This is a genomic window from Microbacterium sp. STRO-1N (assembly GCF_057748015.1).
Genome location: NZ_CM173234.1, coordinates 212,747 through 227,723, shown reverse-complemented (window position 1 = coordinate 227,723; position 14,977 = coordinate 212,747). Strand labels below are relative to the sequence as shown.

The window sequence follows — 14,977 nt, the reverse complement described above, 5'->3', positions numbered from 1 at the left end:
ACCTTTCGGATGAGGGGGAATTGCGAGAACACCTGTATTCGAACTCGTGGAGGTGTCCGGCAATTACGAGACCGCCGTACGTGAAACCGAACGTCGGTTGAACGGTCGGTGACGCCCCCGCGATGTCATCCGCTCGCGGGGGCGGCAGGAACACGGCATCCTGGTCGGATGGGGAATCCGGCGAGGGAATTGTGGGCGCGGGGGCGCGTCGCCATAGACGCGCAACGCTTCGCCGAGGCCCGTCGACTGTTCGCACGCGCCTCGGCCCATCCGGACGCGGATGCCGATCTGCAGGCCCGCATCGACGGCAGCCTCTCATACGTCCTCGCTCAGACCGGCGATCCGGCCGGCGGCGAAGCACTCGTCCGACACGCCCTCGCGCGCGAGGGGCTCAGCCAGGAGACGACGGCCATCCTCGCGGGACAGCTCGGGGTGATCTGCACGAGGGCCGGCCGATTGGACGAGGCCGAGGCATTGCTGACCCGCGCCGTCGACGGGCTCTCCGGGGTCGCGCTGGCGAACTGTCTGATGAACCGCTCGCTCGTGCACATGCAGCGTCGAGAACTCGCCTCCGGCCAGGCCGATCTGCAGCGGGCCACCGAGATCTACGAGTCGGCCGGCGAGTCGGCTGCCGCGGCCGAAGCCCGCCACAACCTCGGCTACGCCGCGCTGCTCGCGGGCGACCTGCTCACCGCCCTCGACCTGATGGCGCGCTCGCGCCCCGTCATCGCCGCCGAGTCCGATGTCAGTGCGGCCATGAGCGACCTGGACCGCGCCGAAGTCCTGCGCGATGCCGGCCTCGTCGATGAGGCCGAGCACCTTCTCGAATCCGTGGCTGTGATCTTCGGTGCGGCGAAGATGCGCCAGGCGAGGGCGGAGGCGGAGTTCCACCTCGCGCGGTCGCTGCTGCAGCACGACCCGTCACGTGCCGCGAAGGTCGCCGGGGCGGCTGCTCGACGGTTCCGCGCCCTCGGCAGCGACAGTTGGGCGGCGCGCAGCGCCGCCGTACGGCTCGACGCGCTGGTCGCCACCGGATCGCCGCCGCCCGCCGCCGAGTTCGCCGAGGCGGCGTCCGCGTTGAAGGCGGCCGGATTCCCGACCGAGGCCACCGCGGTGCGACTGACCGCCGCAGTGGCGGCCGCGTACAGCGCACAGACGCCGATGCCGCTGCCGCGTCTCCCCCGACAGGCGCCCACCCCGCTCAAGCTGCGCGCCGCCGAAGCGCGCGCGGCTCGGTCACAGGGAGCCGCCGCCCGCCGACACGTCGCGGGCGGGCTGGATCTGCTTTCGGACTGGCAGCGCTCGTTCGGCGCGCTCGACCTGCAGGCGTCCGTCGCGATGCATGGGACACAGCTCATCTTCCAGGGACTGCGTTCGGCGGCCGAGAGCGGCGACCCGAGCATCCTGTTCGACTGGTCGGAACGCGCCAGGCACCTCAGCCAGCAGGTCGTGCCGGTCCGCCCGCCGCACGACCCGGAGCTGGCATCCGATCTGGCCGAGCTGCGGATGCTGCGCGCCGAACTGACCGGTAGCGAATGGACGACGCACCCCCAAGTGCGCGCACTGCGAGATCGCGTTCGCGAGCGCCAGTGGACGGCGATCGGTGCCGGCGACACCCGGCGGCGGGTCGGCGTCGACGAGGTGCGCGCGGTTCTCGATGCGGGAACCGCTGTGCTGTCGTACGTCTTCACCGGCGCCGAACTGCTCTGCGTCGTCACGACCCGGCACGACGCCCGCATCGTCCGGCTGGACTGGAACGACGTGGCACGCACGACCGCAGGTCTGCGCGCGGATCTCGATGTCGCGGCGGCGGTGCGCTCGGGCCCGATGGCGGCGGTCGTGGCCGGCGCGCTGGACGAGCGGATGCGTGCGCTCGGCGCCGCCCTGCTCGCGCCGGCGCTCGCGGCGACGGAGGATGCGTCACGACTCGTCCTCACGGTTCCCGGCGCACTCGGCGGCATCCCGTGGGGCATGCTTCCGCACATGGCGGGGATCCCGTTCGTGCTCGCGCCCTCGGTGTCTCGCTGGTTCGACGACCGCGGTGCCCCGCGTCGCGCGGCCTCCGCGGGGTTCGCCGCCGGCCCGCGCGTCCCGCGTGCGGAGGAGGAGACGCGCGCCGCGGCATCCTCCTGGCCGAACGCCACCCTGCTGACCGGCCAGGAGGCGCGGGTGGATGCCGTGACCGCGCTCGCCGACCGCGTCGACGTCCTGCACATCGCCGCGCACGGCCGGCACACCGTGGATAACCCGCTCTTCGCCGGTTTCGAGCTGCACGACGGGACCCTGTTCGGGTACGACGTGGACCTCATTCCCCGCGTCCCCGACACCGTCGTACTGTCGGCCTGCGAGCTCGGTCGATCCTCCGTGCGGTGGGGCGAGGAGGCCCTGGGGATGACCAGAGTGTGGCTGCATGCCGGCACACGAGCGGTGATCGCTGCGCCGACCGTGGTCGCCGACGACGTCGCCGGTGCGCTGCTCGCGGCCGTGCACGCGGGGCTCAGTGCGGGCGACGACCCCGCTTTCGCCCTGGCGGCGGCATCGGATGCGACGGATCTGCGAACCCCGTTCCAGGTGCACGGCACGGCGCTCTGACCCGGGTCGAAACGACCCGCGAAGAATTTCTCGATTCGATGTATCAGATCGGAGGGATGCCCCTCTTGATGTTCAGACGATGTCACGCGGAGCGTCAGAAGGGGGACGCGAGGGGGTCGCGGGGAATCTTCGATACTGGGGAGTTGCGCGCTGGGGAGCGCCGAAGATCGACATCGACTGCTCAGGGGGCGTCGCGGTTCACAGCCGCGGCGCCTCCGCTGGGTTCATTCGGCGCGGATGATCTCGAAACCGGCGCCGGCCAGTTCGTCCGCGGCCGCATCGTCGATTCCGACATCCGTGATCAGAAGCGGGAAGAGTCCGGCGTCGCCCACGTGGGCGAACGCGACGGCCCCGGCCTTGTCCGAATCCGCGACGATCACCGCCCTGGTCGCACGCTCGGCCATCATCCTGTTCACGGCCGCCTCGCGCTCGTCGTGCGTGGTCGCCCCGGCATCCGCGGCGATCCCGTTCACACCGATGAAGGCGACGTCCAGGTGGATGCCGGCGAGCAGCTGCTCGACGAAGGGTCCGACCAGTTCGTAGCTGCGGGAGTGGATGACACCGCCGGTCACGACGACTTTGATGTCGGGTCGGGTGGCGAGCTGCGCGGCGATGTTGACCGCATTCGTGACCACCGTGATCTCGCCGAGGTCCTCGCGCGCCGCCAGCGCGGCGGCGATCGCCGTGGTCGTGGTGCCCCCGGAGAGTCCGACGGTCGCGCCCGGTTCGACGAGCGCCGCCGCCGCGTGGGCGATCCGCTCCTTCGCGTGCGTGCGCAGATGGCTTTTGTAGCGCACCGGCAGCTCGTAGGCCACGGACTGCGCAACCGCTCCGCCGTGCGTGCGCGTGAGCAGCCGCTGCTCGGCGAGGCTGTCGAGGTCGCGGCGACTCGTCGCGGGAGACGCCCCGAAGCGCTCGACGAGCTGATCGATCGTCACTTCGCCCTGGGCGGCGAGCAGATCGAGGATCGCGCTCAACCGCGCAGCGCGTTTCATGCGACTCCCTGGAGCGCGAACGCACGCAGCATCCGTGCGGCCTCCGCTGTGACGGCCTCTCGGCCCGGTGCGACGTACCTGCGGGAGTCGACGAGACCCGCGTCCGAGTCCAACCGCTCGCGGATCGCGCGCGTGAAGAACCCGTTGAGACGCGTGGAGACGTTGATCTTCGTCATTCCGGCGCGCACGGCATCCACGATAACGGCATCCGCGACGCCGGAGGAGCCGTGCAGCACGAGCGGGACGTCCAGAGCCCGGTGCAGCCTGCCGACGAGCTCGATGTCGAGCACGGCGCTGCGGTCGGTCATCGCGTGCGAACTGCCGACCGCGACGGCCAGCGCGTCCACCCCCGTGACCGACACGAACTCCCGCGCCTCGTCGGGGTCGGTGCGCACCCCCGGCGCGTGCGCGCCGTCCTTGCCGCCCACCTCGCCCAGCTCGCCCTCGATGTGGACGCCCGCAGCGCGAGCCCGGGCGGCGACATGCGCGGTCAGGGCGACGTTCTCGTCGTACGGCAACGCGCCGCCGTCGAACATCACGGATCCGATGCCCAGGGCGATCGCCTCGTCCACGAGTTCAGGACGCTCGGCATGGTCGAGATGCACGGCGACCGGCGTCACGGCCCGGCGTGCGATCGCGAGCGTCGCCAGCGCGATCGGCTCGAGCCCGCCGTGGTAGTCGGCGCAGTTCTGCGAGATCTGCAGGATGACCGGAAGCCCGGCCCGCTCGGATGCCGCGGCAAGCGCCTCGGCGGTCTCGAGATGAATCACATTGAACGCCCCGATGCCGCGCCGCGCAGCGGCGGCCTCGGCGACGAGATCACGGGCGGGGACGAGCGGCATGCGGGGTCCTCAGATGGCTTTCTCGACGATGAGTGCGCGTTCGAGCTCACGCCAGCGCGGCGAGATCTCCCCCGCCAGCGGCATGAGCACGGCGGCTGCCGACCACGCGGCGGCACGGCGCAGGATCGTCTCGGTGTCGTGGATGCCGGCATCCATCAGGCACGCCGCGGCCGCGACCACCGCATCACCCGCGCCGGTCGGATTGCCTGTCAGCGGTTGCGGCAGGCGCGCCTGCAGCACGGCCTCGCCGCTGACTGCGCACAGCCCGTCGGCGCCGAGCGAGACCAGCACGAGACCGGCTCCGCGACGCAGCAGTTCGCGCGCACCATCGATGGGGTCGGCCCGGCCGGTGGCCTCGACCAGCTCGGCGCGGTTGGGTTTGAGGACGGCGGCCCCGGCATCCGCTGCGGCGACCAGACCAGCGCCCGACGTGTCGACGATGACGTCGATTCCGGCACCGAGGCCGATGAGCTGCGGCAGCAGCGAGGGCGGCGCGCCGGGCGGCAGGCTCCCGGCGATCACCAGCACGGATGCCGCGGTCACCTCCTCGCGGACGGCATCGACCACGCGTGTCCACTCCTCGTCCGAGGGGTTCACGCCGAGCTCGTTGACGATGGTGGTGTCACCGAGCGCGTCATCCACCCACGCGGCGCTGCGTCTCGTGGACGCCGCAACCGGGATGAGCCGATGCGGCACACCGCTCGCCTCGAGATCGTGCCGGAACTCGTCGCCCGTCGCACCGCCGACCGTGGTGACCGTTCGGACGTCGGCTCCCGCCGCGTGCGCGACCCGCGCGACGTTGAGCCCCTTGCCCCCGGCGCGCACGGCTCCGACCTCAGCGCGATGAGTGCCGCCGACCTGCAGACTTTCGACGACCCACGTGAGATCCAGCGCGGGATTCGGTGTCGCGGTGAGGATCATGCGAGCTCCCTCGCCCGCAGCGCCGCGCCGATCAGGCCGGCATCCTCGTGCAGCTGCGCGGGGATCAGCTCGGGGAGACGGTGGAAGCTCAGCCGCGCAGCGAGCCGCGCACGCAGTTCGTCGAACAGTGCGCCGCCGGCGCGTGACAGTCCGCCGCCGATGACGATCGCGTCGGGAGCGATGACGGCGGTGAGCTGGGCGAGTGCGAGCGTCAGCGCATCCAGCGCCTCGCCCCAGATGCGGGCCGCCACAGCATCGCCGGTCCGGCCGCGCGCGATCACGTCACGTGCGCCGTCGGGTGCGCTTCCGGTCTCGGCGGCGTAGCGGCGGACGATCGCTCCGGCGGACGCGACCGCCTCGAGGCAGCCGCGCGCGCCGCAGGCGCAGATGGGGCCGTCGGCGATCGGCGAATGCCCGATCTCGCCGGCGTATCCGCCGGCGGTGAAGGGGCGCCCGTCGACGAGGATCGCGCCCGCGATGCCGGTGCCGATGATCAGGACGACGACGTTCGCGTGGCCGCGCGCCCCGCCGAGGAGGTGCTCGGCCCAGCTCGCGGTGCGGACGTCGTGGTCGAACGCCACTGGCAACCCGAAGCGCTCCTCCGCCAGTCGGCGCAGCGGCGCGTCGCGCCAGCCCAGGTTGCTCGCGAAGACGCCCACTCCGGCATCCGCATCGACGATGCCCGGCACCACGAAGCCGACCGCCTGGGGCACGACGAGCGGATGCCGGGACCGCAGGTCCTCGGCCAGCGTGCCGAGCTCGTGGATGAGCGCACCGGCCGGATCTCCATCGGAATGCGGAGTCGGCGTCCGTCGCAGGTCGAGCGCCGTGCCGTCCGTGTCGATCAGCGCCGATTTGATGTCGGTGCCTCCGACGTCGAAGGCGAGCACGGCGGCACCGGCCCCGAGCGAGCCGGGGCCGACCACGGGCGATGAGGTGCTCACGCGCCCAGGACGACCGAACGGGTGAGATTGCGGGGCTGGTCCGGATCCAGCCCCGCGGCCAGTGCCCGCTCGAGCGCGACATGGTGCAGGCGCGCGAGGTCTGCCATCGGATCCACATCGTGCTGGACGAACCTGCCGCCCGTCGCCCGCACCTGATCCGCCAGGCCGTCGGGCGCCGCACCGAACTGCCACGTGATCCGGCCAGGGGCGGCTATGGCGATCGGGCCGTGCCGGTAGTCCATCGACGGGTACGACTCGGTCCAGCTCTGCGACGACTCGCGCAGCTTGAGGGCCGCTTCGTGCGCGAGCCCGATGGTCCAGCCTCGACCGAGGAACGTGTACTGTTCGGCTGCGGTGAGCTCGGCATCCGGATGGCGGGCGAGCACGCTCCTGGCGTCCTCAATCGCTCCGGCGAGGTCCTCGCCGAGCGAGGCGCGGAACAGCGCGAGCGCGGTCGTCGCGAAGCGAGTCTGCACGACGGACCGTTCGTCGGCGAACGGCAGCAGGACGGCGTCGTCGACGAGATCGACCAGCGGCGACGTCGGATCGCCGATCACGCCGATCACGGGCACTCGTCCCTTGGCGCGCGTGGTGAGCTCGAGCACCTCGGTGGTCGTACCGGAGCGCGTGAGGGCGACGATCGCGTCGTAACCGCGATCGATGAACGCCTCGGATGCCGCGAAGGCGTCCGTCTCGCCGAGACCCGCGGTCTCGCGAAGCGCCGCATAGGACTGCGCGATGAACCAACTGGTCCCGCAGCCGACTACGGCGACGCGGGTGCCGTGCGCCGGAAGCCGACGCTGCTCCTGTCGCATGTCCGCAGCACGAGCCCAGGTCTCGGGCTGAGACAGGAGCTCGGCACGCATGTGTGCGCCGGCCGACGATTCGATCATCGATGATCCCCTCAAGAGAAAATGCACAGTTGTGATTGTTTCTACTGAATTAGATCATAGAATAGCGTCAGACACTCAGGGAGGAGCGTCATGAGCGGACGATCACCGCACGCGGGCGACGGTCTCGGTGAGCCTGTCGAGCGTCTCCGTCGTCACCGGGTGGCCGCCGGCGCGCATCGCGAGCAGACCCGCTCCGACGACTCCGTCCTCGACCGCTCGCAGGTCGAGGTCGGCCGCGGCATCGCCCAGGCGCCGGACGAAGGCCTCGCGCACCGGGCCGGGACGGAACAGCACTCCCCCGCCGACGACCAGCGGCCCGGGGCCCGCCAGCACCGCGGCGAGCGAATCGGCGAGGTGCTCGCCCGCACGCCGCAGGACGCCGGAGGCGACCGGGTCCTCGGCCGACCGGAACGCGAGTGGAGCGAACGAGGCGAGCTCGATCGGCGGCTTCCCGTAGAGCACCCCGACGAGCTGTTCGAGCGACTGGGGGCGACCGCCTCCTCGGCTCGCCTCCGGCGCGATGCCCAGATGCTCGAGCAGACCCCGCGTCAGGGCGGTCGCCGGCCCGGCGCCGTCGAGGTCGCGGATCGCCGCCTTCGCGACGCGCTGCCCGATCCAGAATCCGCTGCCGCGGTCACCGAGCAGCCAGCCGAGACCGTCGGCTGCGGCGTCGATCCGGCCGCCGACGACGCGGATCGCACAGGCACCCGTCCCCGAGACCACCGCGTAACCGGAGTCGTCCGCCGTGCCACTGAAGTAGGTCGCCAGCAGGTCGGACTCGAACCGGACCGTGCCACCGAAGCCGGCGGATCGCAGCAGATCCCGCAAGGACTCGGCGCCCTCGCCGGAGGCCGGCTGCCCAGCCTGGGCTGCGACGATCACAGACACGTCGCTCAGACGGCATCCTGCGGCTGCCGTCGCCGATCGAACCGCGGTCCGCACTGCGGCAGCGGCCGGTGCGGCACCGGCCGAGATCGGGTTGCCCCGACCGGCGACTCCGTAGCCGAGGCATCGGCCATCCGGAGCGATAAGCACGGCCCGCGTGCCGGTTCCGCCGCCGTCCACACCGACCATCAGCATGTCGTGACCCATATGTTATGCGTCCTAACTTGACCTTGGTCCACGGTGAGAATAGTTTTCACCCCAACGAGAACTATCAACGGCGAGTTCTGGAGGCAATGGTGCCACGCAGCGTGGACGCCGACAACGGCGCGATCATCGGACGCATCTCGGCGCGCCGTCACGGCATGCCGATCGCTCTGTCGCGGATCGCGGATCTCGTGATCTCGCAGCCGACCGCTCCGGTGGAGCTGACCATCACCGAACTCGCCGAACGCGCGGGCAGCTCGCCGGCCAGCGTCACCCGCTTCTGCCGGTCCCTCGGCTTCGACGGCTACACGCAGTTCCGCGTCGCGATCGCGACCGAGCTGGGCCGCGGCAGCGCCGAGCAGACCTGGCACACCGACATCGGCGCCGAGTTCGAACCCACGGATGCGCCCGAGAAGATCCTGCGCACACTCCTGAACGCGCACGTGCGCGGACTCGAGACCACAGCCGAGGGCATCGACCTGGATGCCGTCGACCGCGCCGCGCGCGCCATCACGACCAGCCGGCACGTCGACATCTACGGCCTCGGCGGCAGTGCAGGCATCGCCGACGAGTTCCAGCGCCGACTGCACCGGATCGGCATCAGCTCGCACGCGTGGTCGGACGTGCACGACGGTCTGGCCAGTGCCGTCCTGCAGGACGCGACTTCCGTGGCGATCGGCGTCTCCAGCACCGGCCAGACGAACGAGACGGTGCAGATGCTCGACCAGGCGGGCGCCTCCGGCGCGTTCACGGTCGCGATCACCCACGACGACGAGAGCTGGATCGCCGATGTCGCCGAGGTATCGATCACGACGGCGGCTCCCGTCGGCTACCTGCGACCGGACGACATGTCGGTCAAGCACGCGCAGCTGTTCGTCATCGACCTGCTCTATCTCTTCATCGCCCAGCAGATGTTCGACCCGGCCGCGAAGCGGCTCGCCGCGACGGCCATGGCCGTGTCGGGCCATCGTCGCCCCCGCACGCCTGGCGCGCCGTCGACCGCGGCCGAGGAGGTGACCGGATGACTGCCACGCCGTCCGATCTGCTCCGCGAGGCGCACGAGCGTCTCGCACGCCTCACCGCGGATGCCGAGGCCGGTGCCCTCGATGCGGCGATCGACCTGCTGGTCGCCTGCGTCGACCGCGGCGGCGTGATCCACGCGTTCGGCACCGGGCACTCCGAGGCGTTCGCGATGGAGATCTCCGGCCGCGCCGGCGGGCTGATCCCGACCGATCGCTTCGCATTGCGCGACCTCGTGCTGCACGGCGATCGCGACGTCGAAGTGCTCACCGGATCGTTGGAACGCGAGCCGTGGGTGGTCGACGAGCTCATGGCGACCGTGCACGTCGGCGCGGGCGACGTCTTCATGATCGCCTCGAACTCCGGCGTGAACGGTTCGATCGTCGGCGCGGCGCTGTGGGCGAAGGACCGCGGACACCCGGTCATCGCGGTGACCAGCCTCGAGCACACCGCACGCGTACAGCCGAAGCATCCATCTGGCGAGCGCCTGAGCGAGGTCGCAGACGTCGTCATCGACAACCTGGCTCCTTACGGCGACACGACGCTCGAGCTCACCGGCGGCATCGGCGCCGGAGCGATCTCGTCGATCACCGGCGCGTACATCGCTCAACTGCTCACGCTCGGGGTGGCGCGCAGGATCACCGATCGCGGCGACATCCCGCCGATGTACATCTCCGCCAACATCCCCGGCGGCGATGAGCACAACTCCGTCCTCGAGGACCGGTACCGCGGACGCATCCGACGCGGCGCCTGAACCCACCCGACCGCACACCCCCAACGAAAGGTAAGAAGATGGAACTCACCGAATCCTCCATCAGCCGCCGCACTCTGCTGCGCGGCGCGGCAGCGACGGCGCTGCTGCTGCCGTTTGGCATGTCCCTCGCATCCTGCGCCGCACCGGGCGGCGGTGGCGGCGGCGGCGGACCCGCAGGCGAGGTCACCTCCGACAACCCGTTCGGCGTCGCGGCGAACACGACGGTCGACGCTGTCATCTTCGACGGCGGCTACGGCGTCGACTACGTCGAGAACGCCGCCGAGATCATGGCGGGCAACAAGGGCCTGGACGGCGTCACCGCCAAGGTCTCGGCATCCACCAAGATCGCACAGGAGCTGCAGCCCCGCTTCGTCGGCGGCAACCCGCCGGATCTCGTCGACAACTCCGGTGCCAACTCGATCGGCTGGAACACGATCCTCGACCAGCTCGAGGATCTCAGCGACGTGCTCGAAGCGGAGAACCTCGAGGGGCAGAAGATCGCCGACACCCTGTTCGACGGCGTCAAGGCGCCCGGCACCTTCGGCGACAAGTTCGCGGCGATCAACTACGTGTTCACCACGTACGGCATCTGGTACTCCGGCAGCCTGTTCGAGGAGAACGGCTGGGAGCCGCCGCAGACCTGGCAGGACCTCAAGGCTCTCGGCGAAGCCGCGAAGGCGAAGGGCAAGTATCTGTTCCTGTGGGGCAAGGAGGCGGCGACCTACTACCAGACGTTCGTCGTCGACTCGGCCGTCATCCAGTCCGGCGACGAGGTGCGCCTGCCGCTGGAGAACCTGGAAGAGGGATGCTGGTCGCACCCGACCCTGCAGTCCATCCTGACGATCCTGCACGAGCTCATCGCGTCCGGCTACGTCAAGCCGGGCGGCGGAGGAACGCAGTTCACGCAGGCGCAGTCGCAGTGGAGCCTCGACCAGGAGGCGCTGCTGTACCCGTCCGGCTCGTGGATCGAGAACGAGATGAAGAAGACGACCGCGGAGAACTTCCAGATGAAGGGCGTGCGCGAGATGCCGCTCGACGGCAACGCCACGACGCCGGCCGGCTTCATGCGCGCCGAGGCCGGCGAGCCGTTCATCGTGCCTTCCAAGGCGAAGAACGTCGCGGGCGGCAAGGAGCTGCTGCGCACGATGCTCTCGAAGGAGGCCGCGTCGGCGTTCTCGAAGGAGAAGCTCGCGCCGACCGTCGTCAAGGACATCGTCCCCGAGGACGGCTTCGGTTCGACCGCGCTCGTCTCACAGGTGGAGATGATCGCGGCGGCCGGAACGGGCATGTTCACGATCAAGTCGTTCAACCTGTACGGCATGAACTCCGACCAGCTGCCGATCTGGAACTCGTTCCTGGACGGCAAGATGACGGTCGCCGAGATCACGACCCAGCTCCAGGCGCTGACCGACAAGATCCGTGAGGACAGCTCCATCGAGAAGATCGAGATCAAATGAGCCTGAGCGCTCCCCCTCTCGACGCGGCTCCGGACACCAGAGCCGTCGTCACCCGCACGGGACGCCGGAAGGCGCCCCGTGCGGGGCTGCGGCGCAAGATGACGTTCGACTACGTCTCGTTCCTGCTGGTGTTCCTCGGCCTGCCGGTCGCGATCTTCCTGATCTTCGTCATCTCGCCGTTCATCCAGGCCGTCTACTACGCGATGACGAACTGGACCGGCTTCTCGCCGAACATGGACTTCGTCGGCGTCGACAACTTCGTGAGGCTCTTCCAGGATCCGACGTTCCTGCAGGCGATGGGCAACAACCTGCTGCTGGCGATCGTCGTCCCGTTGATCACGATCGTGATCGCCCTGATCTTCGCGAGCATGATCACGATCGGCGGCCCGAGCCACGGTCAGGTGCGGGGGCTCCGCGGCTCGAGCTTCTACCGGGTGGTGTCTTTCTTCCCGTACGTCATCCCCGCGATCGTCATCGCGATCCTGTGGAACATGATCTACACGCCCAGCGGTCTGCTGAACGGCCTGCTCGGCGTGGTCGGCATCGACACGAACGGCTTCGCGTGGCTCGGAGACGAGCGCACCGCCATGGCTGCGACGATCTTCGTCATCGTCTGGAGCATGGTCGGCTTCTACATGGTGCTGTTCATCGCCGCGATCAAGGGGATCCCCAGCGAGACGCTCGAGGCGGCGCGCATCGACGGCGCCGGCAGGTTCCGCACCGTCACCGCGATCCTTCTTCCCCAGATCCGCGACAACGTGCAGACGGCCTACATCTATCTCGGCATCCTGGCTCTGGACGCCTTCGTCTACATGGCGGGTCTGAACTCCACCGGCGGGCCGGGCAACAGCACGCTCGTGATGAGCCAGTACCTGTTCCGGACGGCATTCGAGAAGGGACAGTTCGGCCTGGCCAGCGCCATGGGCGTGGTCCTGGCCGTGCTCACGCTGCTGTTCGCCGCTGTGGTGATCGGCGTGTTCCGCCTCATCGGCGGCAAGGACGAAGGAGGACGCTCATGAGCGTCGACACGCGCACCGCCGTCACGATCGATCCGAAGGCGAAGGGTCGGCCGACCACCACGAAATCCACTGCGAGCGACAAGGCCGTCGGCGGGGTATCCCACGTCGTACTGGCCATCTGGTCGCTCGTCGTGATCCTGCCCATGCTGTGGACCTTCATCGGATCCTTCAAGACAACGAAGGAGATCTTCGCCTCTCCGTTCGGACTGCCGGCGAACTGGAACTTCAACAACTACGTCAACGCGTGGGTGGGCGAGAATTTCGGCGGCATGTTCATCAACACCATCATCGTCGTGGGCGTCTCGCTCGTGCTCGTGATGGTCCTCGGCGCGATGTGCGCGTACGTGCTGGCACGGTTCTCGGTGCCGGGCAGCCGGGTGATCTACTACCTGATGCTCGCGGGGCTCACGTTCCCGGTGTTCCTGGCGATCGTCCCGTTGTTCTTCATCCTGCAGGGCATGGGGCTGCTGAACACGCTGCCCGGTCTGATCATCACGTACGTCGCCTTCGCGCTGCCGTTCACGGTGTTCTTCCTGTTCTCGTTCTTCAAGTCGCTGCCGTACGAGATCCAGGAGGCCGCGTACGTCGACGGCGCGAGCGAGTGGCGCACGTTCTTCCAGGTGATGCTGCCGATGGCGAGGCCGGGAATGGCCGCCGTGGCGATCATGAACTTCCTGGGACTGTGGAACCAGTTCCTGCTGCCGATCTCGTTGAACACGGATCGGAGCAATTACGTGCTCTCGCAGGGCATGGCGTCCTACGCCTCATCGGCGGGCTACGCGCTCGATTTCGGTGAGATGTTCGCCGCGGTGATCATCACGATCGTTCCGGTGCTGATCGTGTACATCCTCTTCCAGCGCCAGCTGCAGGGGTCGGTGTCCCAGGGCACGACGAAGTGAGCGGCGTCAGCGGCCTTCGGCCGCCTCGGTGTGGTGGCGGATGACCTCGGCGACGACGAAGTTGAACCACTTCTCGGCGAACTCGGGGGCGAGGTGCGCCTCTTCGGCGAGCGCACGCAACCGGGCGACCTGCTGCTCCTCGCGGGACGGGTCGGATGCGGGCATGGCGTGCTGCGCCTTCAGCAGCCCGACCTGCTGCGTTGCACGGAAACGCTCGGCGAGCATGAAGATGAGGGCGGCATCGATGTTGTCGATGCTGGCGCGCAGTCGCAGCAGTTCGTTCCGGGCGGCGTCGTCGGTCATGTCCCCACGATATCGCCCTCCCCTAGAGTGAACGGATGACCACCGAGAATCCCGCGGACGAGACCGAGGACGTCAGTCCCGTCGCCGAGAAGCCGCACAAGCGCCGTCGCGCCGACCGACCAGCGCCGGAGCCGGATCCAGAGCCGGAGCTCACCACTCGGCCGTACGTGGAGCCGACACCGTCGACGCGTTCCTTCTGGACGCGCATCGACAAGCCGTTCGCCTTCGGCTTTCTCGTGACGCTCGGTGGGCTCGCGGCCATCGCGCTCGGTCTCGCCATGACGAACCTGTCGACCGTGCTGATCTACATCGCGCTCGCCCTGTTCGCCGCGCTCGGCCTGGATCCTGCGGTCCGGTTCCTCGAACGGCATCGGATGCCGCGGGCGTGGGCGCTCGTCACCGTGCTGGTCTCGCTGCTCGTGCTGCTGGGCCTGGTGATCTGGGCGGTCGTACCGGTGGTCGTCCAGCAGATCGCGAGTTTCATCGCTGACGTCCCCGGCATGATCCGCGACTTCCAGTCGAGCGATGTCTACGCGACGCTCGAGGCGCAGTTCGGCGACAACTTCGAGGACCTGGTCGCCCAGGTCCAGGGCTTCCTCACCGACCCGGGCAACATCGCCGCGATCGGCGGCGGCGCCCTGCAGGTCGGAGCTTCGATCGCGAGCGGCATCTCGGGCGCGATCATCGTGCTCGTGCTGATCATCTACTTCGTGGCGACGCTGCCCGGCATGAAGCAGGCCATGCTGCGCATGGTGCCGGCGCGCGACCGTGCGAACACCGAGATCATCACCGATCAGATCACGGACTCCGTCGGCGGTTACGTGATGGGCATGGTGACGCTGGCGTTCATCAACTCGCTCGTCGTGCTGCTGCTGTACTCGATCCTCGGCCTGCCGTTCCCGCTCCTGCTGGCGGTGACCGCCTTCATGATCACGCTGATCCCACTCGTCGGATCCGTGCTGTTCTGGATGGTCGGCTCGGTGATCGCGCTGTTCAGCGACCCGCTGCTCGCGCTCATCTTCGCCGCGATCTACCTCGTCTACATGCAGTTCGAGGCGTACTTCCTCACGCCGCGCGTGATGAGCAGGGCGGTCTCGGTGCCCGGTTCGCTCGTCGTCATCGGGGCGATGGTGGGCGGCACGCTGCTGGGTCTGCTCGGTGCCCTGGTCGCCGTTCCGGTCACGGCATCCATCCTCATCATCATCAAGAAGGTGTGGGTGCCGCGCCAGGATTCGCGCGTCTGACGCGT

Annotated in this window: 14 protein-coding genes; 7 read left to right on the top strand and 7 right to left on the bottom strand. The window is 69.2% G+C overall.

What is annotated here, in order from left to right:
• Nucleotides 1-168 precede the first annotated feature (168 nt).
• Complete coding sequence (locus tag AC3ANJ_RS01165) at nucleotides 169-2,592, top strand: CHAT domain-containing protein (RefSeq protein ID WP_488317842.1); 2,424 nt, start codon at nucleotides 169-171, stop codon at nucleotides 2,590-2,592.
• 224 nt (nucleotides 2,593-2,816) lie between these two features.
• Here AC3ANJ_RS01165 and AC3ANJ_RS01160 read toward each other — a convergent pair whose 3' ends face one another.
• The 6 genes from AC3ANJ_RS01160 to AC3ANJ_RS01135 form a co-directional block, all read right to left on the bottom strand.
• Entirely contained in the window at nucleotides 2,817-3,587 is a 771-nt protein-coding gene (locus AC3ANJ_RS01160; RefSeq protein ID WP_488317841.1) for a DeoR/GlpR family DNA-binding transcription regulator, read from the bottom strand.
• The gene (locus AC3ANJ_RS01155) at nucleotides 3,584-4,429 is read right to left on the bottom strand and encodes a class II fructose-bisphosphate aldolase (RefSeq protein ID WP_488317840.1); all 846 of its coding nucleotides are present in this window, start codon (nucleotides 4,427-4,429) and stop codon (nucleotides 3,584-3,586) included. The genes AC3ANJ_RS01160 and AC3ANJ_RS01155 overlap by 4 nt, the downstream gene beginning before the upstream one ends.
• Before the next feature lie 9 nt (nucleotides 4,430-4,438).
• Nucleotides 4,439-5,350, bottom strand: coding sequence for a 1-phosphofructokinase family hexose kinase (locus AC3ANJ_RS01150; protein WP_488317839.1), 912 nt, complete (start codon nucleotides 5,348-5,350; stop codon nucleotides 4,439-4,441).
• On the bottom strand, nucleotides 5,347-6,294 hold the full coding sequence (locus AC3ANJ_RS01145; protein ID WP_488317838.1) for an ROK family protein: 948 nt from the start codon (nucleotides 6,292-6,294) through the stop codon (nucleotides 5,347-5,349). The genes AC3ANJ_RS01150 and AC3ANJ_RS01145 overlap by 4 nt, the downstream gene beginning before the upstream one ends.
• Complete coding sequence (locus tag AC3ANJ_RS01140) at nucleotides 6,291-7,187, bottom strand: SIS domain-containing protein (RefSeq protein WP_488317837.1); 897 nt, start codon at nucleotides 7,185-7,187, stop codon at nucleotides 6,291-6,293. The genes AC3ANJ_RS01145 and AC3ANJ_RS01140 overlap by 4 nt, the downstream gene beginning before the upstream one ends.
• A 102-nt stretch (nucleotides 7,188-7,289) precedes the next feature.
• Nucleotides 7,290-8,267 (bottom strand): N-acetylglucosamine kinase, encoded by a 978-nt coding sequence (locus AC3ANJ_RS01135; protein WP_488317836.1) that lies wholly within the window; start codon nucleotides 8,265-8,267, stop codon nucleotides 7,290-7,292.
• 101 nt (nucleotides 8,268-8,368) lie between these two features.
• On the opposite strand from AC3ANJ_RS01135, the gene AC3ANJ_RS01130 reads away from it, so the two are divergent.
• Genes AC3ANJ_RS01130 through AC3ANJ_RS01110 form a run of 5 tightly spaced genes read left to right on the top strand, consistent with a single transcriptional unit; the run spans nucleotide 8,369 to nucleotide 13,425 of the window.
• The gene (locus AC3ANJ_RS01130) at nucleotides 8,369-9,301 is read left to right on the top strand and encodes a MurR/RpiR family transcriptional regulator (protein WP_406247648.1); all 933 of its coding nucleotides are present in this window, start codon (nucleotides 8,369-8,371) and stop codon (nucleotides 9,299-9,301) included.
• Nucleotides 9,298-10,050: a sugar isomerase domain-containing protein gene (locus AC3ANJ_RS01125; protein ID WP_488317835.1), complete on the top strand. Its 753-nt coding sequence runs from the start codon at nucleotides 9,298-9,300 to the stop codon at nucleotides 10,048-10,050. The genes AC3ANJ_RS01130 and AC3ANJ_RS01125 overlap by 4 nt, the downstream gene beginning before the upstream one ends.
• 38 nt (nucleotides 10,051-10,088) lie before the next feature.
• Nucleotides 10,089-11,507, top strand: a complete 1,419-nt coding sequence (ngcE, locus tag AC3ANJ_RS01120; protein WP_406247652.1) for an N-acetylglucosamine/diacetylchitobiose ABC transporter substrate-binding protein — start codon at nucleotides 10,089-10,091, stop codon at nucleotides 11,505-11,507.
• Complete coding sequence (locus AC3ANJ_RS01115) at nucleotides 11,504-12,526, top strand: carbohydrate ABC transporter permease (protein WP_488317834.1); 1,023 nt, start codon at nucleotides 11,504-11,506, stop codon at nucleotides 12,524-12,526. The genes ngcE and AC3ANJ_RS01115 overlap by 4 nt, the downstream gene beginning before the upstream one ends.
• Nucleotides 12,523-13,425, top strand: a complete 903-nt coding sequence (locus AC3ANJ_RS01110) for a carbohydrate ABC transporter permease (protein ID WP_488317833.1) — start codon at nucleotides 12,523-12,525, stop codon at nucleotides 13,423-13,425. Before AC3ANJ_RS01115 ends, AC3ANJ_RS01110 begins: the two co-directional genes overlap by 4 nt.
• 6 nt (nucleotides 13,426-13,431) lie before the next feature.
• Here AC3ANJ_RS01110 and AC3ANJ_RS01105 read toward each other — a convergent pair whose 3' ends face one another.
• Complete coding sequence (locus AC3ANJ_RS01105) at nucleotides 13,432-13,728, bottom strand: chorismate mutase (RefSeq protein WP_488317832.1); 297 nt, start codon at nucleotides 13,726-13,728, stop codon at nucleotides 13,432-13,434.
• 35 nt (nucleotides 13,729-13,763) lie between these two features.
• On the opposite strand from AC3ANJ_RS01105, the gene AC3ANJ_RS01100 reads away from it, so the two are divergent.
• Nucleotides 13,764-14,972 (top strand): AI-2E family transporter, encoded by a 1,209-nt coding sequence (locus AC3ANJ_RS01100; protein ID WP_488317831.1) that lies wholly within the window; start codon nucleotides 13,764-13,766, stop codon nucleotides 14,970-14,972.
• Nucleotides 14,973-14,977 lie beyond the last annotated feature (5 nt).

Bases quoted from the DNA above. Each gene is read 5' to 3' on its own strand.
- AC3ANJ_RS01165 (WP_488317842.1), top strand. From the start codon at position 169: ATGGGGAATCCGGCGAGGGAATTGTGGGCGCGGGGGCGCGTCGCCATA.
- AC3ANJ_RS01160 (WP_488317841.1), bottom strand. From the start codon at position 3,587: ATGAAACGCGCTGCGCGGTTGAGCGCGATCCTCGATCTGCTCGCCGCC.
- AC3ANJ_RS01155 (WP_488317840.1), bottom strand. From the start codon at position 4,429: ATGCCGCTCGTCCCCGCCCGTGATCTCGTCGCCGAGGCCGCCGCTGCG.
- AC3ANJ_RS01150 (WP_488317839.1), bottom strand. From the start codon at position 5,350: ATGATCCTCACCGCGACACCGAATCCCGCGCTGGATCTCACGTGGGTC.
- AC3ANJ_RS01140 (WP_488317837.1), bottom strand. From the start codon at position 7,187: ATGATCGAATCGTCGGCCGGCGCACACATGCGTGCCGAGCTCCTGTCT.
- AC3ANJ_RS01135 (WP_488317836.1), bottom strand. From the start codon at position 8,267: ATGCTGATGGTCGGTGTGGACGGCGGCGGAACCGGCACGCGGGCCGTG.
- AC3ANJ_RS01125 (WP_488317835.1), top strand. From the start codon at position 9,298: ATGACTGCCACGCCGTCCGATCTGCTCCGCGAGGCGCACGAGCGTCTC.
- ngcE (WP_406247652.1), top strand. From the start codon at position 10,089: ATGGAACTCACCGAATCCTCCATCAGCCGCCGCACTCTGCTGCGCGGC.
- AC3ANJ_RS01115 (WP_488317834.1), top strand. From the start codon at position 11,504: ATGAGCCTGAGCGCTCCCCCTCTCGACGCGGCTCCGGACACCAGAGCC.
- AC3ANJ_RS01110 (WP_488317833.1), top strand. From the start codon at position 12,523: ATGAGCGTCGACACGCGCACCGCCGTCACGATCGATCCGAAGGCGAAG.
- AC3ANJ_RS01105 (WP_488317832.1), bottom strand. From the start codon at position 13,728: ATGACCGACGACGCCGCCCGGAACGAACTGCTGCGACTGCGCGCCAGC.
- AC3ANJ_RS01100 (WP_488317831.1), top strand. From the start codon at position 13,764: ATGACCACCGAGAATCCCGCGGACGAGACCGAGGACGTCAGTCCCGTC.